The sequence below is a fragment of the Halosimplex pelagicum genome (genome assembly GCF_013415905.1).
GTDB lineage: Archaea > Halobacteriota > Halobacteria > Halobacteriales > Haloarculaceae > Halosimplex > Halosimplex pelagicum.
Map to the genome: position 1 here is coordinate 2,542,858 of NZ_CP058909.1, position 25,447 is coordinate 2,568,304.

At 55.8% G+C, this 25,447-nt stretch carries 21 protein-coding genes and 3 pseudogenes; 11 read left to right on the forward strand and 13 right to left on the reverse strand.

The window, feature by feature from the left end; genetic code table 11:
- Positions 1-4: 4 nt before the first annotated feature.
- The 4 genes from HZS54_RS12590 to HZS54_RS12605 form a co-directional block, all read right to left on the reverse strand.
- A complete protein-coding gene (locus HZS54_RS12590; RefSeq protein ID WP_179922872.1) occupies positions 5-646 on the reverse strand; it encodes a DUF7680 family protein in 642 nt (213 codons plus the stop codon).
- Positions 646-3,945, reverse strand: a complete 3,300-nt coding sequence (locus HZS54_RS12595) for an ATP-binding protein (RefSeq protein ID WP_179922873.1) — start codon at positions 3,943-3,945, stop codon at positions 646-648. The genes HZS54_RS12590 and HZS54_RS12595 overlap by 1 nt, the downstream gene beginning before the upstream one ends.
- Positions 3,938-4,165: a hypothetical protein gene (locus tag HZS54_RS12600; RefSeq protein WP_179922874.1), complete on the reverse strand. Its 228-nt coding sequence runs from the start codon at positions 4,163-4,165 to the stop codon at positions 3,938-3,940. Before HZS54_RS12600 ends, HZS54_RS12595 begins: the two co-directional genes overlap by 8 nt.
- 159 nt (positions 4,166-4,324) lie before the next feature.
- The gene (locus tag HZS54_RS12605) at positions 4,325-4,594 is read right to left on the reverse strand and encodes a DUF8139 family protein (RefSeq protein WP_179922875.1); all 270 of its coding nucleotides are present in this window, start codon (positions 4,592-4,594) and stop codon (positions 4,325-4,327) included.
- 576 nt (positions 4,595-5,170) lie between these two features.
- Between HZS54_RS12605 and HZS54_RS12610 the strand changes: the two genes are divergently transcribed.
- Positions 5,171-6,439 (forward strand): site-specific integrase, encoded by a 1,269-nt coding sequence (locus HZS54_RS12610; protein WP_179923011.1) that lies wholly within the window; start codon positions 5,171-5,173, stop codon positions 6,437-6,439.
- 221 nt (positions 6,440-6,660) lie between these two features.
- On the opposite strand, the gene HZS54_RS12615 is transcribed toward HZS54_RS12610, so the two are convergent.
- Positions 6,661-8,415, reverse strand: coding sequence for a transposase (locus HZS54_RS12615; RefSeq protein WP_179922876.1), 1,755 nt, complete (start codon positions 8,413-8,415; stop codon positions 6,661-6,663).
- A 277-nt stretch (positions 8,416-8,692) separates the two neighbouring features.
- Between HZS54_RS12615 and HZS54_RS12620 the strand changes: the two genes are divergently transcribed.
- Both HZS54_RS12620 and HZS54_RS12625 read left to right on the forward strand, forming a co-directional pair.
- Positions 8,693-9,199 (forward strand): hypothetical protein, encoded by a 507-nt coding sequence (locus HZS54_RS12620; protein WP_179922877.1) that lies wholly within the window; start codon positions 8,693-8,695, stop codon positions 9,197-9,199.
- Positions 9,200-9,569: 370 nt separating this feature from the next.
- Positions 9,570-10,829, forward strand: a complete 1,260-nt coding sequence (locus HZS54_RS12625; protein ID WP_179922878.1) for an RNA-guided endonuclease InsQ/TnpB family protein — start codon at positions 9,570-9,572, stop codon at positions 10,827-10,829.
- Positions 10,830-10,947: 118 nt separating this feature from the next.
- On the opposite strand, the gene HZS54_RS12630 is transcribed toward HZS54_RS12625, so the two are convergent.
- A complete protein-coding gene (locus tag HZS54_RS12630) occupies positions 10,948-12,060 on the reverse strand; it encodes a sensor histidine kinase (protein WP_179922879.1) in 1,113 nt (370 codons plus the stop codon).
- A gap of 789 nt (positions 12,061-12,849) precedes the next feature.
- Here HZS54_RS12630 and HZS54_RS12635 point away from each other — a divergent pair.
- The gene (locus HZS54_RS12635; protein ID WP_179922880.1) at positions 12,850-13,110 is read left to right on the forward strand and encodes a methyltransferase family protein; all 261 of its coding nucleotides are present in this window, start codon (positions 12,850-12,852) and stop codon (positions 13,108-13,110) included.
- Between the two features lie 197 nt (positions 13,111-13,307).
- Entirely contained in the window at positions 13,308-13,925 is a 618-nt protein-coding gene (locus tag HZS54_RS12640; RefSeq protein ID WP_246391930.1) for a DUF7504 family protein, read from the forward strand.
- Between the two features lie 62 nt (positions 13,926-13,987).
- Here the strand turns inward: HZS54_RS12640 and HZS54_RS12645 are convergent, their stop codons facing one another.
- A complete protein-coding gene (locus tag HZS54_RS12645) occupies positions 13,988-14,548 on the reverse strand; it encodes a TATA-box-binding protein (RefSeq protein WP_179922881.1) in 561 nt (186 codons plus the stop codon).
- A 143-nt stretch (positions 14,549-14,691) separates the two neighbouring features.
- A complete protein-coding gene (locus HZS54_RS12650; protein ID WP_179922882.1) occupies positions 14,692-14,859 on the reverse strand; it encodes a DUF1931 domain-containing protein in 168 nt (55 codons plus the stop codon).
- Between the two features lie 128 nt (positions 14,860-14,987).
- On the opposite strand from HZS54_RS12650, the gene HZS54_RS12655 reads away from it, so the two are divergent.
- Both HZS54_RS12655 and HZS54_RS12660 read left to right on the forward strand, forming a co-directional pair.
- Positions 14,988-15,281 carry a PadR family transcriptional regulator gene (locus HZS54_RS12655; RefSeq protein ID WP_179922883.1) on the forward strand — a complete coding sequence of 98 codons (294 nt, stop codon included), beginning with the start codon at positions 14,988-14,990 and terminating at the stop codon, positions 15,279-15,281.
- Positions 15,282-15,377: 96 nt separating this feature from the next.
- Positions 15,378-15,905, forward strand: a complete 528-nt coding sequence (locus tag HZS54_RS12660) for a hypothetical protein (protein WP_179922884.1) — start codon at positions 15,378-15,380, stop codon at positions 15,903-15,905.
- A 191-nt stretch (positions 15,906-16,096) separates the two neighbouring features.
- On the opposite strand, the pseudogene HZS54_RS26570 reads toward HZS54_RS12660, so the two are convergent.
- Positions 16,097-16,258 (reverse strand): annotated as a pseudogene (locus HZS54_RS26570) (cupin domain-containing protein); the annotation flags it as partial.
- 275 nt (positions 16,259-16,533) lie between these two features.
- Here HZS54_RS26570 and HZS54_RS26715 point away from each other — a divergent pair.
- The 3 genes and pseudogenes from HZS54_RS26715 to HZS54_RS12680 all read left to right on the forward strand — a co-directional run bounded on the left by HZS54_RS26715 (position 16,534) and on the right by HZS54_RS12680 (position 17,567).
- Positions 16,534-16,776, forward strand: a complete 243-nt coding sequence (locus tag HZS54_RS26715; protein WP_179922885.1) for an SDR family NAD(P)-dependent oxidoreductase — start codon at positions 16,534-16,536, stop codon at positions 16,774-16,776.
- Positions 16,712-16,920 (forward strand): annotated as a pseudogene (locus tag HZS54_RS12675) (thioredoxin reductase); the annotation flags it as partial. The gene HZS54_RS26715 and the pseudogene HZS54_RS12675, both read left to right, overlap by 65 nt.
- A gap of 179 nt (positions 16,921-17,099) precedes the next feature.
- Complete coding sequence (locus tag HZS54_RS12680; protein WP_281377751.1) at positions 17,100-17,567, forward strand: DUF5793 family protein; 468 nt, start codon at positions 17,100-17,102, stop codon at positions 17,565-17,567.
- Positions 17,568-17,850: 283 nt separating this feature from the next.
- Here the strand turns inward: HZS54_RS12680 and HZS54_RS12685 are convergent, their stop codons facing one another.
- The 4 genes and pseudogenes from HZS54_RS12685 to HZS54_RS12700 form a co-directional block, all read right to left on the reverse strand.
- Entirely contained in the window at positions 17,851-19,146 is a 1,296-nt protein-coding gene (locus HZS54_RS12685; RefSeq protein ID WP_179922887.1) for an MFS transporter, read from the reverse strand.
- Positions 19,147-19,461: 315 nt separating this feature from the next.
- Entirely contained in the window at positions 19,462-20,376 is a 915-nt protein-coding gene (locus tag HZS54_RS12690) for a universal stress protein (protein WP_179922888.1), read from the reverse strand.
- Positions 20,377-20,533: 157 nt separating this feature from the next.
- Positions 20,534-20,655: pseudogene (locus HZS54_RS12695) on the reverse strand (IS200/IS605 family transposase); the annotation flags it as partial.
- A gap of 369 nt (positions 20,656-21,024) precedes the next feature.
- Positions 21,025-22,272: an MFS transporter gene (locus tag HZS54_RS12700; protein WP_179922889.1), complete on the reverse strand. Its 1,248-nt coding sequence runs from the start codon at positions 22,270-22,272 to the stop codon at positions 21,025-21,027.
- A gap of 251 nt (positions 22,273-22,523) precedes the next feature.
- Between HZS54_RS12700 and HZS54_RS12705 the strand changes: the two genes are divergently transcribed.
- Complete coding sequence (locus tag HZS54_RS12705; RefSeq protein WP_179922890.1) at positions 22,524-25,406, forward strand: bacterio-opsin activator domain-containing protein; 2,883 nt, start codon at positions 22,524-22,526, stop codon at positions 25,404-25,406.
- Positions 25,407-25,447 lie beyond the last annotated feature (41 nt).

Sequence of the window (25,447 nt, forward strand, 5' to 3'; positions counted from 1 at the left end):
TGGATCACTCAATATGGTCCGTCAGCAACACTCGAAGGGCCTTTTCGCCGTTCGGACTCGACGGAGACCGGCACTTTGCGTACCAGTAGTAACACTCCTCATCGCTCATCCGTGCAACGCCTCGAGCCAGCGACCGCATCCGGTCGATACGCTGGATCGGCTTCACGCCACGGAAGGCAACAGCAAGCCGTACGCCTGCTGTCTCGGGTAGGAACACGAATCCAGCCCCCCCAGTGAGAACTTCTGAGGAATCTCCTGGCGTGCCTTCGATCGCTTCCCGGACGACGTCCTGGAGCGCACGGACGCGGGTCGGGTCAAGCCGCGCGACCTTTGCGCCGGCCCACTCATCCCACGTCCAACCATCGAGTTTGGACAGGAGGTCCTCGCCAGCGATGTCCGAGACGAGATCCTCGACTGGTGTGATACTCAGCGAACGACCATCCCGCTCCAGGCGATCACGGCGCGCTTCAGCCTGTTCGCGAGGGAGTAGTTCGTGGAGCGTCCACTCGCCGCCACCGTCTGTCTCTCGTCGGACGAGCGTGAACGTCGGGCGGCCACCGAACATACTCGTCCCGTAACGAACCAGCCGATCCTCCTCTGTTCCCTCAGTGGGTGAAATCTCAAATTCCGAATCGCGACTCGCCATCAGACCGTCACCTCCGAACTCGCCTGAATCGGGCCACGCCCTTCGACCCGGACGTCGATGTTGCCCGCATCAAGGTCGTTATCGAGGGCAGCGAGGAGGTCGTCACCCTCGTCAGTAATCGGTTCGGGCTCGTCAAACTGGAAGCGGAACTGAATGGTCTCTCGATCATCGCCGAACGAGCCTGGCTGGTCGATCACGTCCCGGAATCGGCTCGGTGACCCCGTGAATTCCGCGCTGTACGTCCCATCGTCAGTCCGAGTCTCGTACTCCATTCGAACCGTTACCGCGTCCTCACGAGCTTTGAATCCGGGCCGTTGACTGATGAACTTAGCCGCTTGGAACGGATCGTCCCCACCGACCTGGATAGTCACTTCTTCAAGCAGCGGTGTCCGGTCAGTTCCGGCCTTCGATTCCGCATCCCGACGAACCTCTGAGAACGCCCGCGAAGCGGACATCATCTTCTTGCTCGCCTCCCAGGACACGTCAGGCTGGCACTCCTGGCATCGGCCGCGATCGTCCAGCAGCTGCTCGCTAGCAACCTCTTTGCCACAAGAGCTACAGGTCGTATCGGACTGGTGTTCCTCACAGTAGTAGGGCTCGCTACCTTCTGGATTTTCAATCTCCGTATCACACTCAGCACAGGTAGCAACCGTCTGTTCTGGCCGGTCGATCTCGTCAAGGTGGTCGTCGACGAGCGCGTCAATATCTCGATAGACGATGAACCCGCTCCCGATCTGGACATCACTATCCCGAATCGAGGTCTCGACATCAGGAGATTCCGCGAACGGTTCGGAATGCGGCCACGTCTCAGGCTCTGTTGTCCCAGTCCAGTACGCTGTCCCAGACTCACCATCCCAGTATCCGTACCCGTGATCACTAACGAGAGAAGAGACTGTCTCTCGAATTGGTTTCGTACTGAAGAGATAATCTAATCCTGGCTTCTTAGCGTACTGGTTTACCAGTGCCTCGGTAGACATAGCATCCTGCGTCTGCTGCCAGAGTTTCTGTTGAACGTGAGCAGACCCACGTGCGCCAGCATCGCGCTTCACGATCTTATCTTCCAGCGTAGTTTGGACAGCATCGACCAACGTCGTCCCCCCATTAGATTCAGTCGCCCCGATTGTGATGTGTGTCAGTCCGTTCCGTTCGGGGTAATACAGGTGACGGTAGACGTTGCGGACGAGTTCTCCTAACATCAATTGAGCCTCGTCACTTCGCTCCCGGAGTTCCTCAATCTGCTCTGAGGAGAGGTCGGCCTTTTGTTCGGGACTATCAAGCAGTGCTTCAATTGCTTCAAGACGCCGCGCCTCCTCGATTGCGGCGTCCATTCGGTCATCGTCGGGGGCGAGGAACAAAACGTAGTTCTTGTATATGCGTGTCTCAGTCTCGCCTTCGTGTTTTGCGGCTTGTTGCTCGTAGAGTTGAGTCACGCGGGCCGGCGGCGTGTCACTGCCATCCTCAACAGCTGCAGTATCTGGATGCATAATCGCCAGTTTCGGCGTGTCCGGCGTATCTGGCAAGTCCGCAGGTGACTCGGGGAACTCGACCGATTGGAAGCCCCCACCTCCGATCTCTTTTTCAGTAAGCCGGTTTTCGAATCGGGAGTGTGCGCTCGCTTCCGGGGTTGATTCAATTCGTTGGTCGATGATTCTGATTAGGTTTGGTTCTTGCTTGAATCGGAGCCGCTCTTCCTCGTAGAGGAAATAACACGCGACGTCCATATCATCTCCTCGGAGCGCAGAGAGTGCGGCATCGTAGTCGTCGAAGCTCAGTTCTGGATGACCGATAGCGAGGTTCAGGTCGGCGTGAGTAAGGCCAGCTGCCTGTTCACCGTAGGCGAGGCTGTGCCAAAGGACCGTTGTTGTCAGATGACTCCCGAGTGGTGGCAGGCCGTTTTCAGTCCACTTTCGGTCCTCGAGTTGAGCATGTGCGGTACCATCATCGTCGTAAATATCGGCAGTAACTGCGGGTCCGAGATCGACAAAGTCGAATAGCCGCTCACGGAGAATCGTTTGAATTCCCCCTCCAGGGTCATCATCGGCAACTGTTAGGTCGTATATCCGTATCCAATGGCGGTCGTAACTATCGGGTTGGTGATTCCAGAGGTAATAAACGGCCCGCGCAAGCAGGCGCAAAGCGTCACGAGTTCGCTGGAACCGTGGAATCGTATCAATCTTGTCTGTAAGAGCGTCGATTAAGGAGGGATGGAAGGGGTATTCACGAGCGAGGACATCCACGTATCCGGCGTCAGTCGCTTCCTGTGGATACTGTCGGTCCTCCTGGTCGTAAAACTGGAAGTAGGCATCAGCGGCTTCCCGAGCAATGTCATCTGGAACCTCAGTAAATAGCCGGTGTTGTAGCACTTTACCAATTTCATTTTCACCCGTTGGAGTGACGGTCTTGTGCTGCCGGCGGCCAATTTCGTTGACCTCCTCGATGTGATCGCTAACGTTGTCTCGAACTCGGTCGGCCTGTTCACCGAATGCCGTATCTGCGATGGAGTAGACGACGGTGACGTTATCGGATTCGGCAGCCGCTTCGAGCAACGCCATCACGAACGAAAGCGTTTGATCGGCAAGCGTCTTCTCGCCAACCGGCGTGCCCGCAGCTTTGTTCATGTAGTCAGCAATCTCGTCAATTAAAATCAGCGCCGGCTGATCATATTGATCGAAGAGCTTCGAAAGAGTTCCCTCACCAGGAGCGGCTTGATCTTGATCGTAGTCTTTGAGATACTCGTAGCCATCGAGTCCGTAAAGTTGGTAGGCGAGCTCACCCCACATCGTGCGAGTATTTGGAGCGTTCGGATCATCGTCAGCGTGACGGGCATCTTTGCTATCAGCCTTCGTTCCAATAAACACGCCCGTCGCGATGTCGAGCCCATCAGCGACCGCATTCTGGTAATTAGATGCAAGCGCATCATCGCCATCCAGAAGATATTGAGAGAGGTTTTTAATCGCACTCGGATTTTCAGCGAGATGATAGGAGGCAATCAAGTCGTGCGTTTTTCCACCGCCAAAGCGTGTATCAAGACAGAGAATACTCGATGTATATGAACCTGGATCATGCTCTGTCGTCGCAAGGAATCGTCCGGTGAGGTTAGAAAGAAGTGTCCGCAACCCCTCTGTGGGGTAGGTCATATCGTAGAATGAGTCAGGGTCGCGGTAGACTGGGGCAGCATTGTCGGGATTGTGAACAACGGTAGAAAGTTTCGCAGCAAATTGTTCCTCTTGAAGAGAACCGTCAAGTACATCTTCACGAGGTTGGCAGCTGTCAAACAGAGATGGGTAGTCACTACTCATCTGTATCCTCCGTGGATGATAGGGTATTAACGGGTTTAGAAACGATAACGAATTCATTTTCATCACTATTCTCGATGATGGCTTTAGCGATCCCCTTCGACTCAGCGACATCTACCTTAATCGGATCGCCGACCTCAGCTTCGAATTGGGCGAGTTCAGGACCGGACAGATTTACACGACCTGATCGACCAGTATTCCGTCCAATTGTTTTCTGAGTCATTTGATATCTATATCACGCAATTGAGGGCATATAACCTTTACTTAGTCTAACCCGGTCCAATAATAGTGATTTAGCCGCTGTAATTGCGAATGGTTCCTTCACACCACAGACACACCTACAAGACAGAACTGTGTCTAAACCAAATACAGAATAGGCCAATCACTCACGAACAGGCCATTCAGACTCAGCCACAAGATCTTCATGCCGAAATGAAACCGGGAGCTCGTCACCAGTATCAACCCTACGAAGACGGTAGTGGTGGCAATCAACATCTCGACCAGTTAAGGAACCCAAGTCATCTGGATCGTCTCGAATAACTTCGCAGACGAGACCGTGGTACTGTGCGTCTATGTCGTCCTCATCTAAATAAATCCGAACTCGTTGCCCCACCTGGTACGGTGAATCAGAAGGCTGAGGGATATTCTCCATACAGGCACGACGAGTTCCAACATACAAAAATATCCTACAAAGATCCATAGTTGATTCACTTAAATATCAGCCGCGACGTTAATAACAGACCTCAATCCCTTTCTGTTCCAAACTCCGAAGTCGATCGCCATCTCAGCTTCATCATCAGGATGTGCTGTCCGTTGAACTCCGAGTCATCCCCATTGCTGTCACTATACATCAAGCGGATACCCGAATCATACCATTGTGGTACAAGAATCCCGGCGTCATCTGGTGGTTTCCATCTTACTGCCGACACGATTATGTTGCTCTCCAAAGGTCACATCATTGCTGAGTTTTGTATAGCGACATATAGTTTATCCACTCGCAGAATCACCATATTCGAGGGGTAGAACTCCTGAACCACCGCTCAACACACGAAATACACTCTCATCCAGATGAGTGTGATTAGAAGGATAATCACACCCAATTTTTAGTACCCCGACGCCGTCGGTGAAGCACGAAACATGGAATTCGCTCAGAACAACCCTATACCCGCCAATCAGCGTCGAAACCGCTCAGGACTACAGGCTGCGTCTCCCCTCGGTGGTGGTCCGTTTGCCTCGTAGCAAATCCGCCGATACCCCGATCGAAACCAGTTTCGAACCCTACCTCAAGGATATCGGTAAAGGTCGCGACGGCGAGGGCGGCCACTACCGTCGAAACGTCGAACGCGAGCTCAACCACTTCCTCGAGTGGGTCGCCGGCGAGCGCGGTCCCGACAACCAGACTGGCGTCCTTCCCGACGACACCAGCCGCAACCCGCAGTTCGAGGATCTCTCCGAGTCTGTTTATCGTGAGTACGCGCGGTACCTCGCAGGCGAACGCGGGCTGAAACAGAACACCGCCCAGACGTACTACGCCTACCTCTCCTCGTGGACTGGTTGGTGTGTCACGGAAGGATACCTCGACGCCCACTATGCAAAGCGATCAACAGCACGAGGCCCTCTCCCCGACGACGATGGACGTCGGCCTGGAGACCAGCAAGCATGGAGTCCCGACGACCGCCACCAACTCACTGAGTACGTGATTCAACGATTCAACGAAACATACGACGAATATACCGAAGCGGAGCCTAACAGTCTAGAGCGGCTATCGAAGCGGTATTACGCAATCAAAGCAGCACGCGACCGGGCGCTCGTATACGTGATTGCCTATACCGCAGTCCGGGTAGGCGAACTTCTCCGTGACCCGTCGGACCCTCGTCGACGCGGCCTCCGCTGGGAGGAGGTCAACATCGAGGACGGCAGTCTCACCGTCTACCGGAAGAAGCAGCAGTGGGATACGGCCAGTCTCCCCAAGCCGGTCATCCAGCCACTCAAGACATACAGGAAATTGATCGAACCACCCTCTGACCGATGGCCGGTCTTCCCCACCTTCAGCCCTCGAACCCTGGGGGAATTGGTACGAAGCAAACTCGCCGAACGGGGGCTAACCGAAGAGGAGATCGCGGATCGTCGCGACGACCACCCACGTGACTTTCTGTTGGCACTCGATGAAGACATCCGCCCGGATTCGATGACAACGAAAGGCGCTCGGAACGTCCTCGAGCGGCTCACCGATGCAGCTGATATCGACATCTCTGACTCAAACCATAGCTACCTCGCTCCACACGGTGGCCGCCGCGGAATGGGCGAAATTCTCGTCCGGTCGTTCGGATATACAGTCGCAGCACGATACTTAGACAACTCCGAGGAAATGGTTAGAGAGCGATATACGCATATAGAGGCCGGTAAACTCGGAGATATGGCGACAGAAGGGATTGCTGATATAGATTCGGTCCCTATCTCACAGGACGCGGGAGTAGGTGGGGAAGAAGAGGTTTAAACCGTATATCGCGATATGTATCGCAGGGGCGTGGGTTGCGAATGCCGGTCAAAACGTTCACGGGATCGACGCTATTCAGGGCATTATCCGATAGAAACAGCCGGGATTACCCTCTAATAACCATCAAACGAACAGAATTATTATGAAATCTAAATTAATCCAGCGAAATATATTTCAGCTACCAGTGATGCCTCTCGCGAAGAGCAAACCCAGACCGAGCTCTAAATGAGTGTGATCAGCTCCTTGTCCAACCAATCAAGAAACCGGCTGAGTGTAATCCGTGGCTTCTTCCTGGTTTCAATCACCCCAATTCGGTCTTGCGTGAGGAAATCGACCAGCAGCCACATATTGTAGACCACGCAGCCGAAGGCGAAATGGAACCACCGCACTTCGAACTCTTTCGAGGTCGTCCAAGCAGCTGCCTCCTTAATCGAAGCGTACGAGTTCTCGATCGCTCCGCGATCACTGTACGTTTCTATCTGCTCTCGCGCCCGTCGACGATCCAGTGCGAGCTCGTCGCTCACATCAAGACTCGTGAGAAATGGTTGTGGAGATCCCTCGTCGTGAGTCTCATCATCTTCGTCCGGCGGTAACACGACAACATTCGTGTACACTTTACTATTCGAAACGCCGCCCTTCACTGCCCCATGCATCGGGAACTCCTCCTTCACGTACAGTGGGGTATCATTCGCTTCGTGATGGCCGCGTTTCAGTTGTTCAAATTGGTCACACATCGGCCCGATACGGTGTTTGTCCTGTTGGGCCGGGATTACGTAGTCAAGATCCTTGGCGGCGAGCGTCTGGATGACATCCGCAGCATGGAACTCCCGGTCGGCATACACCATTCGAATCGTAACGTATTCTTCGGCGATTGAGAGTAATCGCCGTGCAACATCACCAACGTAGTAGGACTTGTTCTCGCCAGCGTATGCGTCTGTCTCCGCATAGTCAGAACTTCCCAGCGGGCAGACTCCGACCACGAAATGGGTGTTCTCGCCGACAATTACGGCTGTCGCGAATTTGTGACACCAGTTGTATCCCTTGTCGTCTGGCGTCCCTTGAACCCATTTCATCTCGTCACGATCGCCATAGTACGCGACGTACGTGATGTCTAAGGCGACTTTTGCTCGCGTGCCAAATCGTGAGCCGTTATCGTGCTCGAGTTCTCGAAGGCGGGGTTTCGCGCGTGTGTAGGTCTTCCGTAATGCGAAGTTCAGTACAGTTGCGATCTGGTCGACAGACATCTGCTTGAGGGATTCCAACAGCGTCTCGCCAGATGGTCCATCCTCGTAGAAGGGGTCATCAAGGTCTGGGTTCGGATTCTTCATATCTCCCATCTTCTCCCCGGAATCATGTGCCGCCTTCTGCTTGATCGACGCGATTGCTTCCAGGACGAGGAGTTCCTCTTGCTCGTAGACAGCCTCGTCTGGACGTGGAATCGAAACTGAGGGGATGGCAACTGACTTTAGTTCATCGAGAACTTGCCGTCCCTTCTTTCGTAGTAAGCGTTGGACAGTCCGATTTGAGGGCGGCGTATCCTCCTCAGCATCGTCTCTTGTGAGCAGATCGCACCCAATTGGCGCTCCTCGTTCGGCAGCTAACGTGCGAATATCGTCTGCGGCTGATTCGACAGTCCGTTGTAACCCTTCGAACCGACTTTCGAGCCGGACGGGTTTGCAGCTACTTTCCGAGGGAAGAGTATCCATCTCGAAGCCAAACGCACGGGCAATCTCCGGGCGCTCAGACAACCGGTCTGGAATTCCCGACAGTGATTCTTGTTCAACGGTTGCCCACAAATAAGACAGAAACATCGGACGGAATGGAAGCGACCCACTCCATTCGGGGTGTGCATCTCGGGGGGCATACCTACTCACATCAAGTTCACTGGCAAGGGTAACCCAGTCAGTATCCGCAGTAAGAAGGTTAGCAGCTTGTTTGGAGAGTCCAATATTAAACCTGTCAGTCCCGTCGCTCATTCTATTCCTGCTCCCCCATTGACCGGGATTTTGTGGCGACTGTACGTGCGAGAGGTCTCATCAGTATGTAGTAGTGAGTTCAATTTGAACTTAATTGCTAGCGTGTCATTTCCGGAGTTTCCGAAATACCCTTCGAGACAGAGCTATTTATGCAAAATTCGTGAACCGCTGTTCGCCTCAAACGGTGATACAGCCCCTATTTCGGTATATTCTGAACTTGAGTATTTTATATACTGATGTATACAATGAATAGCTGTGCGTCACAGAAGACGACGTAATGCCAGATGATGTTCGCGATACAGCACCCGATCTAGCGGAGATTGACTACGAGGAAGTCTCGGACTTTTTTGATGAGAAAGGGGCTGTTGAGTTGATTGCTCTCCTTGATGGTGAAGGATATCGGTTTGATGAGATAGATAAACTCTTGGACGTCAGCCGGGGATATCTAAATGATCGCCGGGACGAAGCAGTTCATCTGGGGCTGATCGTCCCCGATCAAGCATATCGAGACGATTCTGTTCGTCGCGTCTGGACTCTGACCGCTCTCGGCCATTATCTGAGACAGCGGATGCGACATCTGGGTGTTACGGACAGTCACGAGCGATTCATTAATGCGAGACGAGAATACCAGGAACGCAAAGCGACGTTCCGAGAGTGGGTTGCTGATCCCGAGTCAATTGAGGAGTATACAGAAGCGATGTGGGCTGACGAGCAAGTGCATCCGAAAGAACTTCCCGAAGACCTGAAAGAACTCTTCCGCCAAGTGGACGACGACCGCTTCTAATCGTCTGTCGGATACTCGTAGAATACGAATGGATCCGTGCCTACGTGCTGACGCCGTACTACCCTATGGAGAATTCAGATGGGGCCAAGATCAATCGATTCGAGGTCACTGATTTCAGTGCGGTCACGGCACCGGGCATCGGCACGGTAAACGTCCGCGTCGACGTACAACCGAACCTCTCGTAATCCACAACGGGTCGGAACCACGAATGGATTCGTCTGTTGATGGCGGTTATACGCGGTGCAGGCGCAATACCACGGCCTTCAGGCCGTGGATACGCGCCGTCACGATGACTCACACTCCACCGGAAACGGCACTGCGGGATATTCCACAGGATATAAAAATCTGAGTTTCATAATTCTGTGTACGGATGCCGACCACACGCCGTACCTACATCTGCCGCATCCGAAACCACTCACAAGTCAAGGAGGCGTTGGATAGGCACGGCTGGTCGGCCTCCAAACTCTGGAACGTCGCCAACTACCATGCTCGCAACGTGTGGGATGAAACCGGCGAAATCCCGGACGAAAAACAACTCAAATCAGAACTGAAGGACCATCCTAAATACCGAGGACTGCATAGCCAGTCCAGTCAGAAAGTTCTCGAAGAGCTTTCTGAAGCCTTCAGTTCCTGGTTCGGCTCCAACGACGACCGGGATAACCCGCCGGGTTACCGCAAAACCAACTACTACGACGACGAGGACAACCGTGTCCACGAAGAACATCCACGCTCGACCGTCACGTGGAAAGACAAGGGCATCCGTCACGACACCAAGCACGGACGCTTCCGCCTCTCGAAAGGGAAGAACCACAAAGACGGGCGTGACTACATCCTTGTCGAATACGACGCTCCACCAGCAGTCGAACTCGACCGCGTGCAACAAGTCCGTGCCGTCTGGAACTCATCAAAACACCGTTGGGAACTCCACGTCGTCTGCAAAGAAGAGATAGCTGCCGAACCCCCAGGTGACGACGTGGCTGGTGTGGACCTCGGCATCTGTAACCCAGCCGCCGTCGCCTTCCCTGATGACGCGCTATTGTATCCGGGGAACACACTGCGTGAGGACAAACACTATTTCCAGCGCGAAGAGTACCAGACGGAAGGACCGCACCGCCCCAGTCAGACAGTACAGTGGGCGCGTGCGAAACTGTCCAAGCGGAAAACACACTTCCTGCACGCCCTCTCGAAAGACATCGTTGAACGGTGTATCGAACGTGATGTTGGTACGCTCGTCGTGGGCGACCCCAGTGGTGTCGATGACGACGACTGGGGGCGGCACGGGAATAAGCGCCTTGATAACTGGGCGTACAAGCGACTACTGCATCTCATCGACTACAAAGCCCGTGAACGCGGGATTGAAGTCGAGATGCCAGACGAACGTGGTACGTCCTCGTCGTGTAGCGTCTGCGGGCATGAAGACGCTGATAGCCGTGTCGAACGTGGACTGTGGAAGTGCGACCGATGTGGCGTTGTTACACACGGTGACGTGAACGGAGCCGACAACATCAGACAAAAATCGCTAACCGTAACTCCCCCGTTAGGGGATAGTGGTAACGGCTGTTTGGCCCAGCCTCGCGTCATTCATTTCAGCCGGACTCACGGATTCCAACCGCGAGCAACCGCCGAATGACGTGTAAACCCTAATATCCCAACGCTTGAGATTCCTCCGCCTTCAGGCGGAGGAGGAGGTCAATGAATGTCAGAACGAATGATGGGTACGAATTCACCATGGGGAGCACGACAGACCTCTATTGAACGCCCTGGGTAGCAGTGTCTACCGGCTGGAGTTCGACGGCGAACGTCGTCCCATCTTCACCAGTCGATTCAATGTGTACTGAACCACCGTACTGCTCGGTGAGTGTTTTCACGAGGTAAAGACCGAAGCCGTGATCGCCCTGGTCACTCGCTTCGAACAGCTGCTCGCGAACAGGTGAAGGAAGTCCCGGTCCGTTATCGGTAACGCGCACCACCACCGTGTCATCGTGAACCGTGGCCGATACGGCAATTCGTGGCCTCGAACTGGTATTGTGAACGACGGCGTTCCGTAACAGGTTACGGAAGACGGACGACAGGAGGTCATCAGCACGCACTCGGCCGGTCGCAGGGATATCGGTGTCTACCCCTACATCGGGATAGGCTGTCTTGATCGTGGTCACCTCCTGTTCTAGGACGGTTGAGAGATGTATTGGCTTCAGTGTCTCTTCGTCATTCTGGATCGCGTGGAGGTATGCCCGGACGTTTTGAATGAGTTCAGTTATCTCCCCGGCTTGTCGGTCGATTGTGTCAAGTTGGGCGGCTTCCTCGCCGTCGGCGTCCGCTAACAGCAGCTCGGTTCGTCCCTGAATGACATTCACGTTGTTGAGAATATCATGGCGAAGTAGATGGTTGACGTGCTCGAGTTGTTCGCGCTGGCGCTCAGCGTACTCTCTGTCGAGACGTTCGCGTTCGGCCTCGCGTGCTCGTTCGATTGCTGAGGCTTCGTTGACGCCAGCCAATAAGCCCCCGAATCCACCGACACCAATCGCCGCGAGAAGTCCAAAGACAGGTGCATCGATTGTAATCGCCGGGCTGATTATCAAGAGCACGGGGACAAGAGCCAAGCCAGCGGCCGTCCCGACCATCCAGCCGACAATGCGTATATATCGGTCGGACGGAAGATCATTCTGTGCCGCCCAGTACCAGCCGGCGATGATCAGCGTTCCAGGCAGGAACGAGAAGATCACGTGAATAGTCGAACTACGAAGGGAGAACGTGAAAACGAGCCCGCCAGCGACGAGATGAAGGACGCCAAAGAGAGCAATGGGAGCGCTGCCCCATCGTACAAACTTCACAGAGGGTTCAAGCGAGAGTGGAATGGTCATGGTCTCATTGTGTCGATTGGTCGAAAATGCCAGTTTCGGACCACTGCAAGGAGGACGCGCGCGTTCTCTGGATACGCGTCCTCGCATACGTGCCGTCCGGAATGCATCGCGCAGGTCGGCCATGTGCTCGCCACGGGCGGATCACCTGACGTGCGTTCGTCGAGATCACACTGCTCACTGCCACCGTCGAGACCGTGTGCGCGGTGGGGCTGTTTTCAGGTATCATAATAAAAATACTCATTGAGCAGTTTTGGTGGCAACGTACCGCCACGGGGTGACGCCACAGATGTCTTCGGCCCGAGGAGACGAACGGTCGCCGATACAGTAAATCGCGGGCATCGGTGTGCTCCAAGGTCAACCGTTTCCGTCGGATCGGTCGCAAGCGCTGGGTAACGTATCATCGTCGACTGGCTATCATGTGGGACAGGTCGCTGTCGGCGGTGGTCAGAACGCGTTGCTCTGTCATTGTTGGTGGTTGGGTTCGGGCGATCGAACGTAGCAGTTCACTATCGGATGGCTTCAGAACTGGTGACCACCGAGCCACGATCCGCTGTGTGTCAGGTGGTCTGTACGTCGAGCGCGGGCGAGACCTGCGATCACCGGTTTCACGGGCCAAACAGGGTCTCGTCATACCCAGTACTATCAGACCAATGGCTAATGAATCCTTATATAGTAATCTAAGAGTTTTTATACCGTATTACTATTGTACGGTTCCGATGCTCCTAACATACGTTCTTGCATCCCAATGTCGGGATGCGCCCCCGAATTCCATGGTTGACGCGTGTTGATATGATTGCGCTCGAATATTTGGATGGCCACGAGCAATCGGAGTTCGAGCAGTCGCCGTCGCTTATCGCGACGAACATTGGGAAATCTGCGGGGCACGTCCGCCGGCGGATGCGAACGCTCACCGCTGCGGGGCTCGTCGAACGGACGAACGACACGGCAGGCTACTACGCAATCACCGAACTTGGACGCCGATATCTACAGGGAGAATTGACGGATCCCGAGACCATGGACCTCCGGGCATTTGATCCCGACAACACTTGAGTTGACCGCGCCGAGAGCGGTGCCGCTTGCTCTGTTTGCGACCTTGCCACAGAAGCGTAACCCACGGTCTGACAGGAGAGATAATTCGACCTGGTAGGGGGAGGAGCGTGAGGAATCTCACCGGGCAATATACTCATATGAGTATAAATTTGGCAGTATTTGAATAGTTTTATGGACACTGATTTCCCAGTAGAGGTATGTCCAGTCAAGCCACCAGTCTCACCAGTGGGGTGGATGCGGCCTCGAACATCCTTTTACTCTCGCCCTCGCTCGATTCCCACGACGACGAAGCGTGTCTTGACTTGCTGACCGTCACTGACCCAACCGAAGAGAACGTGCTGTCGGTCACGTTCACCCAGTCGGCCACCGACCGAATTGACCTCTGGGATGCACACGTCGACGAACGACCGGCGCGAGCGGGCATCATCAGTGTCGGTGAGATAACGCGGTCAGCGTCCGCGGATACCACTTCGACACAACGGCCGGTCGGCCCACTCACTATTGAGACGGTGTCCGACCCAGATGACCTCACGGACCTTGGCATCACGCTCAATACGTTCCTCTCGGAATGGGGCGACGATGACAATCAGACGGTCGCCTGTTTCCACTCACTCACACCGCTCCTCCAGTACGCGGATCTCCAGCGCGTGTTCCGCTTTCTCCACGTGCTAACTGGCCGGCTCGAAACCAGTGATGCAGTCGCGCACTATCATATGGACCCGAACGCACACGACCAACAGACGATCAGCACGCTTCGCCCGCTGTTCGACGCGATCGTCGACCTCGACGAAGACAGCGAGTGGAATATCCAATAACGGTAACTCGTCCTCGCCACCCGGCTGGACTGTTCGGATCGTTCAGCTGCCGATTACGACTGTTACTCTAAGAGCTCGAGTTCAGTAAGTCGCTCTTCAATCACGTTCAGCGCCTGTTCGGCGTCGTCGGTCTGCTCTCCACCTGTGATGACGAGTTTCCCACTTCCGAAGAGGAGGGCAACGACAGACGGGTCGTCAAGGCGGTAGACGAGGCCGGGGAACTGTTCGGGTTCGTACTCGATATGTTCGAGCCCGAGGCCGATCGCAATCGCATTCAGGTTGAGCTGGTGGCCGAGATCCGCGCTGGAGACGATGTTCTGAATCTCGACATCCGGGGAGTCAGCTATCTGTACTCCCAGTTCGCGGAGTTCATCGAAGACTTGTTCGAGGGCGGCCGCGACGTCGGCGATGCTTTTCGCGCCGGTACAGACGATCTTGCCCGAGCGGAAAATGAGGGCCGCGGCCTTGGGGTCCTGCATGCGATAGATGAGGCCGGGAAAGTGTTCGGGATCGTACTGGGTTACTCGCAGATCGTCAGCGAGCGTTTCGAGGTCGAGTTCCTGGCCGATTCCCATCGACGCAACGACGTTCTCGATCTGTATCGATTTCGTGACCGTACTCATGCTATTCTCTCATTCACAGAACCTTCTTAAAAACTGGTCGCACTATCGAGAAACCGCCTGTCTGCTGGGTCTGCATTTGGGTTGCTGTTCGACGACAGCGTATTGGACTCCCTGTTGTTGGACTGCTGGTCCGTTCCCTCTCGTTAGAGGTCGCGCGGCTGGACTGTCTTCCGGTCGTTCGCGTCGGCACGTCGGGCCGCGTCTTCAAGGAGTTCTGCGGCTTCCTCGTCGAGGGCGTCGTAGAAGTCCGCCGCCACGTTCATCCCGTCGAGCTGTTCCTTCACGGCCGCTTTGACGATCAGGTCTGTCATACGCGTCGTCCATTCTCGTATCGTTCGTATAAATATACAGGTATCCAATCTGGTGTGTGACCCTGTCTCGCTGGCGTTCAGGTGGCAACAGACGTATGTCTCAGTGGTACATATCAGCATCTGGATCGATGTACGATTTGACCGGCTTCCAGCGTGATCTACTGTACGTGATCGCTGGATTCGACGACCCTCACGGCCTCGCGATCAAGGACGAACTCGAGGACTACTACGAGAGCGAAATCCACCACGGGCGGCTCTATCCCAATTTGGATACCCTTGTTGAGAAAGGTATTGTCGAGAAAGGCGAGAAGGACCGGCGCACCAACGTCTACACGCTGACGCGGCGCGGCCACCGCGAAATCGAAGTCCGGCGCGAATGGGAGCAACAATACCTCGAAACGGCGGAAGCCGCCTCAGCATAGCGAACCCGAACGGATCCTTGATGAGTGTATCGGTTGCTCTCGGGTCGCCAGGAGAGGAGTAGACCCATATGGCCGAGCGACCAACCTGAAAGATACATGGACGTTGGCGACCCCGTTCTCGATACCAACGACGATGATCCTGATCTCGCTATCGTCGTTCACTGCCCCGACGCGCCGATTGCCGAGTGGACAGTGACTGTAGAGGGAGAGGAGCGAACCGTGGCCGCGGACAACCCGACCTATCCAGCTGACGATCCGGCTGTCGTGGTGGCGTTCGTTGAATCGGGATTGAACAGCCACTGGCCGGAGTGGACGGAGACAGATCCAGCCGAACTTCACGAGGGTGCACAGGCGAACGATGTCACGCTCTACACGTTCCCCGCATCGCGACTTACCGTTCTAGACGATGAGGCCGTTGTAGCACGTCTTGAAGCGGGCACCGTAGATATGTCGGCATTACGGGCACGGCTGGCGGATGCCGAGTGGCAAGTTGACATGGATGGGAGCGTACTTGTTGCCGAGAAGATGTGCGAACAGTATCGGATCCATCCAACCGGCGACATTGACGGCGAGGGTGAGATCCGTGACCCCCTAGAGAACATCGTCCAGCAATACACCGACTAACCGCTCCAACATACCTCCTCTTCGATGGTGGCAGACAACAGGTTCCACAAGATGGAGTAGGGTGGAGGGAGAGGAGGTGAATCCTGACGAATCGCTACACAGAACCAGACTCTTCTCCCATCACTGTCAGCTATTCGGCCGAACGCTTCTCAACGGCACGCCGAGTTTGTTCCCAGCGTTCGAACGCCTCACTATGGTGCGCCGGTAAGCACAAATTGGCTGTGGGTCTCGCCATTCGTGATTTGCCGCGTCACGCCAGGTGGAATCCGAACTGTATCCCCCGTTTCAACGGGGACGTCCTTGCCGTTGATCGTGATCGTCGCTTCTCCATCGACGAGGAGATACACTTCCTCGTGATCGTTCTCACTGTGCTCGTGTTCGGGCCCTTCCCACCCGGGTTCGGCGTCGACGACGGTGACGCCATGTCCTCACAACCGGGGGGTCGCGGAGGAAGTGCATCCCGGAGTTCGTTTCGGTGACTTCGTAGTTCACCTTGTCGTAAGCCATCGCTTTCACCAAGACATGGCGGTCACAAATACGTGGTGTTCAGGGGGTTGGTATTCCTGCGATAGGATTCTCGCTCTCGACGGAGTCAACAGTAAGCATCTGTGCTTCGGAGCAGCACCGAATGGCGGGATCTTCAACCGAGAGTCTCGTGGCGAAATGCATCCTCGTAACCGGCGCGACAGACAGACTTGGCCGCGAAACCGCGTTCAGGCTGGCTGTGAACGGGGCGAGCGTCCTTGTTTACGGGCGTGATCGGGCCCAAGGCGAGGAAATCATCACGACCATCCAGGAACACACCCGTCGACGTGACGATGGAAACGTCAGTTGCGGATGCCTACGCGACGGGTGCGATGATGCGGGCTGAAGAGTGGCAAGCCGTCATCTCTGCGGGTGACGGTGCTGCTGCCGCGCTCAATATCCTCACGAAAGAGAAGGGGAGCACTACCACGACTTCGACGTGCCGGCTGATGCTGAAGAGCTGTTCGGCTCGTTAGTCGATACCGAGTGAGCGTTCGACCTACTGGTTCTGGTTGTATTATCCTGGCCCCCACGGCTCTCTAGAATCCTCAGCACTGGTCACCTGTGCGATAGTAATTCGTACTCTGTTTCGATGTCTGTGCCAGTGGCGAGGGTCGGACCGACACGAATCTTCAAGGTACGGCACTCGCTACCATTTACTATCGACCGATGCAGCGTGATACGTTTCGCATGGATGTCGACAAGACAGGGTGGCTCGCGACTGATGGCCAACCGGAGCAGCCGGTGCTGCATCTCTATTTCGACGGCCCACGCCCCCGTCTGAAAGAACTGCTGACGAGTCGGCTCCGAGAGGACATTCGTCCTGATGAAATTGATGTCACGTTTCGATTCGTATCCCCCACTAGCGAGGCAGACACTGGCGTATTCAGTCTCAGCGACCGCGTGACCGGCGACTTCATCCTCGAATGCGAGGGGAAGGCTGATTCGATTCGGACGTTCGTGCGTGGGGTGGGTGAGTACGCGAATCGATCCGGACGGGACGCACGGTATGAGGTGCAGATCCGAGCGGACACGGGTGTTGTCGCGAGTTTTGAGAAGGAGCTGTTACTCGTGTACAACGCGGACGGGACACTGTTACGACACGCCAGTCTCATCCCCAGCAGTGTCGAAATGTGACGCTCATGTCCGATCACGGATGAGCCAACCTTTGGGGGAACATGGAGTCAAATCCGTTCGATACGGTACTGAGCGGGTGGATTGCTCGATGCTGGATAATTCGCTTGATAGCGAAGTATTGCATGTTTGGCAGAGAGTTTGCCGACGATATTCGTACTCGAGTTTCCGCTCTCAGTTCGATGACTGCTGAGAGATTTGTCCACGATAGATTCCCTATCGGTGATCGAATGATGAGTTGACGTATCTTAGTCGGTGACCATACTGACTCCACGTTGGCGCTCACTCAATCGGTATACCCTGGGTCGTCAGCGATCGACTGTGCCGTGTGAGCGCGGCGGGACGTGATACTGAAGCCGACCGTTGCGACAGCGATGAACCCTGCAGCAAGGAGAAAGCCTGCCTCCGTCGAGAAGAGGTCCATCATGAACCCGACTATCACAGGTCCCACGACCTGTCCGATCTTCCAGGAGACCGAACGCAGCGACATCGCACTCGCGACCGAGTCGTAGGCTTCGCCCTCGTTGACGAACAGCGACATGCTGGCGGGCAGTCGGATGGAATCGGCGACGCCGAGGATTGAGTAGGCACCGAACAGCGTGAAGAAGGCGCCGCCGAGGAGTTGCGTGTCCCCGAGGAGGGTGATCTCGATGGGATCGACACGCCCTTCGATGACCGTCGCAAGCGGGATGGCAGCGGTGCCAACGCCGTACAGTAAGGCCCCGACAGCGACGAAGTAGTGTTCTCGCCCCCAGCGGTCGGTGAGCGTGCCGACGACCCCTTGCATAAGCGCCTTTGCAAGTTTGCCACCGGCCAGGATCCAGCCGATCGCAAACGCGGAGATCCCGAACGTCGTCCGCGCGTAGATCGGGAGAAAGATGATCACCGCCATTTTGCCGAAGCTAAAGGCGAATCGGAAGCCGACCAGCGCCCGCAACATCGGGAGCCCGACCAGTGCACGGAACGTTTCGGGACCGCTTGCCTCGTCGGGGTCTGTCCGGCCGCCGGGGTTATCACGGAGTGCGACCCAGACGAGTACGAACGAACCTAACGTGATCGCCGTGAGGACGAGATACGGGATGGTAAAGCCGTACGTGTAGAAGAGGTATCCACCGACCAAGTCGCCCGTCATCGATGAAATCGCTGCGACCTGATTGTACGACCCGAGCCAGCGGCCCTGCTCAGCGTCGGGACTGATCTCTCCGATAATTGTTGCGCCGGTGATCCACAGGAGGCTCGCACCGAGCCCCTGGAGCATTCGGATCAGGATGACGTGGACGGCGTTGCTCACGAACAAGAATCCGACAAAGACGGCGACATTGATCAGGAAGCCGACGAGCAACCAGCGCTTGGCGTTGCCGGTATCCACCTTGCGCCCGAGCGGCAGGATAATGAGTAACTGGGCCAGGGCAAACGACGTCCCGAACAGCCCCTCGACGACCCCGGTGGTTTCGAAGAGGTCAGCGTACAACGCAAGGGCGATCAGGATGGTCGAGTAGGCCTGGCTCCGGGCGAAGGCGGTCCCAGCCAGTGCGCCGAACTCCCGATCTTTCAGAAGCCCAAGAGAGGTAACTCGACTCACGAGGTTCGACAGTTACTTCGAAGAACGGTACCGCGTCGCAAAAGCGTTTGTCGTTCGGCAATCTCGGGAAGGGGTGAGACCCGCTATGGCTGAGCTTTGAAGCAGTATAAGCCACGGAGTAGCGTTCGTCGCGCGTGTACAGCAGCCTACAGACGAGGCTGTGGCGTACCTATGACAGTGAACGCATAGTTGTTCGCTCTGGTCGGATTCACCATTCAAAGAGCTTGAGCGTTGTTCACTTCGTTCAACTGGTCGTTCACCCCGCTCACAGAATTGCCATCGAGCAGAATCGGTGAGATGGATACAACGGCCATTTCATTCAGCGTCGGACGAGCGGGAACTGTTGTTCCGTGCCGATAGCACGACGCTCCGGGCACTCGCTCGGACGGAGTGATTCGTCGACCCATGGATGAACCGTCGCAGCCGACCTGTGGTCGGTGCCCCCATGATCGTGAGGCCGTAATACTGTGACTGGTCGATGATTGCCTCGGCAACATCCTCAGCTTCAAGCACCCACGTGGATGTGGTTTCCGGGCAGGCAATACGGTGAGCGGCTTCCTCGACGAGGGTGGCAGCTTGGGTTCGCCGCTGTTCTGACGCATCTTCCTCGATGATATGGAGGATATCAATCCACGCATCGCAGTCGGCGGCGATCGATTGAGCGAGGTCGGCAGCCAATCCCGAATGCGGGCCGCCAGCAATCGGGAGGAGCATCGACGCGACCTGTTCATAGCCGGCTTGCCCGTTCACGACGACGACATCGCAGTCTGCCTGGGCCGCAATTCGTTCGGTAATGCTCTTTCGGAGCCGACCGCCGGGCTCGCTTGGAAGAACGAGGGTATCGATCTCACGTGTTTTGACCGTTCGGAGCACGCCTGTAACTATGTCACGGGTGTAGAGGAAACCGCCATCTAGGTGTGCCGTTGCGTCGGCGGTTTGCTCAAGGGCCCAATCAAGGAGTGCGCTGTCGTCGTCATCGATGACGTTATGGCCGACTGTCTTCGGTGTCTGCTCGGGGACTGAGATTGGAGTAATCACGGAAAGCGCTGTGTTTGCCGCTCTTGCGAGTGTCGTTGCGACCTTGATTTGGTCGGTAACCGCTGGTACCGCTGGAGTAAGAAGTGGAACGAGGGCGTGGTTCCCGTCGAAGTGGCCCGCCAGACGCGGCGTCTTGTGGGGAGTATCTTGAGCAGTTCCCAACAAGCCATTCCCCAACGACGCGAAGCTCATACTTGCATTGACACGCCCCGTTTACAAATAACTAAGGTGATATTGGGAATCGATGTTCGGGTGACATTGGAGGTAATTACGCAAACCGAAACTTCCGAACACGCTATGAGCAGAAATAACCGTCCACCGTGACCATAATTGGGTCAGCGAAAAAATTGATCCTGTGAATAAATTGGGTTCGCTCCTCGGTTACACTCCGCGCCGATACTTCGTGGTGAGTATCAGGTAGTACTGTAGGGAAAACGTCGAGTGCGCTCCCGAGTCGAGGTCGTACACCATTGGGTTCGTACTGTAGTGTAGTACCCTAATTCAAAACATTGGGACAACGTATACCTGAGGGCCTGCAACTGTGTCGCTGTAAGGATAGATGATGACGGCGCTGTATCTCGCCTCTACTCCGCTCCCTTCTGTCGCTCCGTTGAGGATGGGGCTTAGCGCCTATACCAAGCTAATCGGCAAAGAACAGTACAACTCTGTTCGGCCTACGTTAACCTCATTCCTCGGAATGTCTCACCACATATACGTTGAATCTGCTAACAGGGTGAGCTACCCTCCTCAGTCCAGTTCGAGGCGGTGAGTACACTCTATCGATATCTCGTTGGAAGGATTACTGGGTCGTGCTTTGTCCAAGACCGTCCGTGACGGCACTTATCCAACTTGCTGTTTCGCTGGTTCCGGAGCCCACCACGCTAGCGTGACACCCAAGACAGCGAGGCCGCCAGCCACGAGGAACGCGGTGTCGAAGCCAGCGATGTCGACGACGGCACCGCCAGCGATGGGAGCGATGAACGCTCCAGCGAGCCCGACGCTGGTCTGGAACGCCACTGCTGTTGCGGCCACCCGTGGATCGACTAATTCCCGGACGTAGGTGAACGAGAGTCCGAGCGTGAGCTGAATCGCGAAACCAGCGACGAGCAACATCGTGATGAGTACGGTGACCGATTGAAGGTAAGTGAACCCTGCAACGAGTGGTGCTGCAATGAAGAAGGAGCCAAACACGATCGGTTGCCGTCGACCACTGAACAGTCTATCGGAGAGCGGGCCACTGCTCACCCGTGCGAGGATGCCGATAGCGGGGAATACCGCAACGAGCACCCCGCTAAGTCCTAACGAGAGTCCGACTTCTTGAGTGAGATACGAGGCGCCCCAGCTGTTAACGAACAGATACAACGAGTACCCAAGAAAGCCGAGTCCGCCGACAAGCCACACGTTCTTGTTGCGAAGCACATCGCGGAACTCAGCCAGCGTTGGCGTGTCACCGCTACTGTGTCCGAGACCGCGGCTCGTCGGCCAAAACAGGACTAAACCGACCAGAGCAATCCCATTGAACGCCAGAAAGATTGCGGGCCAGCCAAACCACGCCGCGACGAGTGGACCCATTCCCTGTCCGAGAGCGAATCCGACCGGACCACTGGCGGTGAACACGCCGACAGCAGTCGCTCGTCGAGATGGTTCGACTGATCGGCTCACAATGTCGATCCCCGCATTCCAGACGACGACGTACGCGACGCCACCAACGGCTCGTGAGGCGATAACTGCCCGATAGTCACCGTTCCGGCCAGCCATCCATCCCCATACCCCAGCGAGGAACAGTATGATGACGGCGAAGGCCATCGCGTTCCGAGTGTTCGTCCGGTCAAGGACAGCGCCGGCCGGAAGGCTCGTAATCACTGCCGTACCGAACATAACTCCGACAAGGAACCCTGCGACTGTCGGACCGATCTGCAGTGAGTCACGAATGAGTGGAGTGACACTTGCTGGGACGATTTCGTAGGCGGCCAGTCCAGTTGAGATGAGACTCGCGCCAGCGACGAGTCCCCACGTCGACTGGCTCCTCTGGGGCGATTCATCGATATCGGTGTCTTCGGATTGGGTACCGGTCGTTCGGGTAGGCATTACTCGATGGGTCGGCGGGAGATGGGACGCGGAAGTTGGGAAGAAACGGTTGCCCGTGATGATTCCCGAGGTCGCGTCTCCACATTATGCCTCGCTCCTATTGCGCTTAGAGGTTCAATAACAAACCTCTTTGACCTTGGCTGGTTTGATAGGTAACTAGCAATGTGTATGACTCTCAACCTAGTACTACAGCGGCGTTCGGAGCAACCCCGCGTCGGTCTGTATTGTCGCTGGTTCTCGGGTAGCGAATAATGGTGTCGTCTCCGGCGGTCCTTGATTCGTCCTGTGTCTTGCTTGTCGGGACGAGCGAGTGGCTCACGCAATTCGAAACAACGCTCGACACACGGACTGATGCGACTGTACAGCGGGTTGAGACCACATCAGAGGCGCTTGAGGTTTTCCGGACGGGGTCTACGGACTGTCTCATTACCGAGTACGCGCTTGCGGAGACAACCGGACTCGACCTGCTCACGGAGATCCGCACAGACACTACTACATTTCCGGTTATAATGGGTTCTGCGTCCGGAAGTGAAGCTATCGCCAGCGAGGCTATCGGTGCCGGTGTGACTGATTACGTCGCACTAACTGATTCGGCTGACCAGATGGTAGAGGACTTGTTGGCTCGAACCGAACGGGGAGTTCGCTCCGCACAACGGGCGGCCACACAGCGAGAGCACGCCAGACAGTTCGATGCGATCTTCAGCGATTCACGCACCGCGACATGGGTACTCGACCCGGATGGCTCGCTCACCCGTATGAATCAGACTGCACGAGAGATGATCGATGACGATATTGATACAGTCATCGGCGAGCCCTTCTGGACGCTGCCGTGGTGGGCACAAACAGACGAGACGAATACGGAAGTCCAGCAGATCGTAGAGAATGCACTCGACGGGGCGTTCGGGAATGCTGTTGTTCCACAGCCGCCGCATCTCGAGGACCCGCGCGTCATCGACCTCTCCGTGCGCCCTGTGGAGAGCGAACGCGGCGATCTCATCTCGATCGTCGTCGAGGGCGTTGATATAACTGAACGGGTGGAGCTCGAACGAGATCTCCGGCAATCCGAGAAACTCCATCGCGTCACGCTCAACAACATGACCGATACTATTCTCATCACGGACGAAGATGGTGAGTACACCTACGTCTGCCCCAACGTCCACTTTATTTTCGGCTACACGGTTGAGGAGATCCGAAACCTGGGGACAATCGACGAACTCCTCGGTGAGGATCTCTTCGACCGTGAGGAGCTCGCCGCAAACGGCGTCCTCAAGAATATCGAGACGACGGCAACCGACAAAGCCGGGCGTGAGCACACGCTCTTGGTCAACGTTCGCGAAGTCTCGATTCAGGGTGGAACCCTCCTCTTTAGCTGCCGGGATATTACGAAACGGAAGCAACGCGAGGAGGCGCTCGCAACGCTCCACGAGACCGCCCGTGATTTCCTCTACGCTGAAACACACCAAGAAATTGCCCAACACGTCGTCGACGATACACCTGGTGTGCTCGACCTCGATACGAGTGCCGTCTATCTCTTTGATGCTGATGCCAACGTTCTGAAACCCGCCGCATACTCGGCGGCAATGCGGGAATTAAACGGGCCGCTTCCGACCGTACCCACCGACGGTGAAACCCTTCCGAGCTACAGTTTCGTTGAAGACGAGGCACTGTTTTTCGATGACGTCCACGAGGCGGACCGACTCGGAAACAGGGCGACTGATCTCCGGAGTATGTCCTACATTCCACTCGGCAAGCATGGCGTGTTCGTCGCGGGGTCAGATCGAGTCGGTGTCTTCGACGATGTCACTCGAGAACTGACCGATCTCCTTGCTGCGACAGCTGAGGCGGCTCTCGACCGTGTCTCCCGAGAGTCACAACTCCGCAAACAGGACCGCACACTTCAACAACAGAACGAGCAACTCACTGCGCTGAATCGGACCAACGAGACGATCCGAGAGATCGACCAAGCACTCGTTCAGGCCGAAACACGAGAAGAGATCGATCATACTGTCTGTGAATTGTTGGCTGCCGACGATCGGTTCAAGTTCGCCTGGATCGGGACGGTCGACTCCGCGACCGACACCGTCACTCCACGAGCGTGGGCGGGACGCGAACAAGGGTATCTGGATAGCCACACCTTTGCGGTCGCTGCGTCAGGAGTCGATCCAGCGGGACAAACCGCGGCGACTGGTGAGGTGACGATGGTGACGAACGTCGCTGCTGAGCTTCGAGAGGAGCCGTGGCGAAAGGATGCCCTCACTCGCGATTTCCTCTCAGTGTTGAGTATTCCGCTCGTATACAACGACCTCACACACGGTGTGTTGACGGTCTATGCAACAACCCAGGATGCGTTCGACGAGACGGCGACAGCCGTTCTGGCCGAACTCGGTGAAACCATCGCGTCCGCGCTCAGTGCGATCGAGCGAAAGAATGCACTGCTCACGACGTCTGTGACCCGCGTCGAATTTGCCATTGACGACCCGACGTTCGTTCTCTCACGATTGGCGCAGGATGCAGGATGTACACTCTCGTACCAGGGTGGCGTCCAGCAATCCACGGAGGGAAGTCACGTGTTCGTCACTGTCGAAGACGCATCGCTGAATGAGGTCGCCGAAGCAGCATCACAGATAGTGGCAATCGATGACGTGCAACAGATCAGTACAGACGGCGAAGGTGGTGTCCTACGATTACGACTCACACAGCCGTTTCTCGCCTTAGAACTTGCCGATCACGGCGCTGTCTTCCGGGAGGCGACTGCAGATCCAGATAGCACCACACTCGTCATCGATATCCCGGATAGCATCGAAGTGAGAGCGATTACACGACTCGTCCGCGAGATGTTCGCTGATGTCGAACTCCGATCGAAGCAGACACTCGACCAAGCGATGGAACACGATCTCTACTCGGAGTTCCTTGACAAGCTCACAGAGCGCCAACTCGAAGTGATCCAGACGGCGTACTACAGTGGATTCTTCGAATCGCCACGAGAGAGTACAGGAGAGGATGTTGCGGAAACACTTGGTATCTCTCCGCCTGCGTTCTATAAGCACGCCCGGACTGTCCAGCGCAAACTGTTTGCGACACTCTTCGACGAGAACAATCTCGCTGTCGCTCCTTCTGTTGAAGGGGTTAAATAACATACCCCTACTCTGAACTAGAGTTAGTTAACTAACTGCCG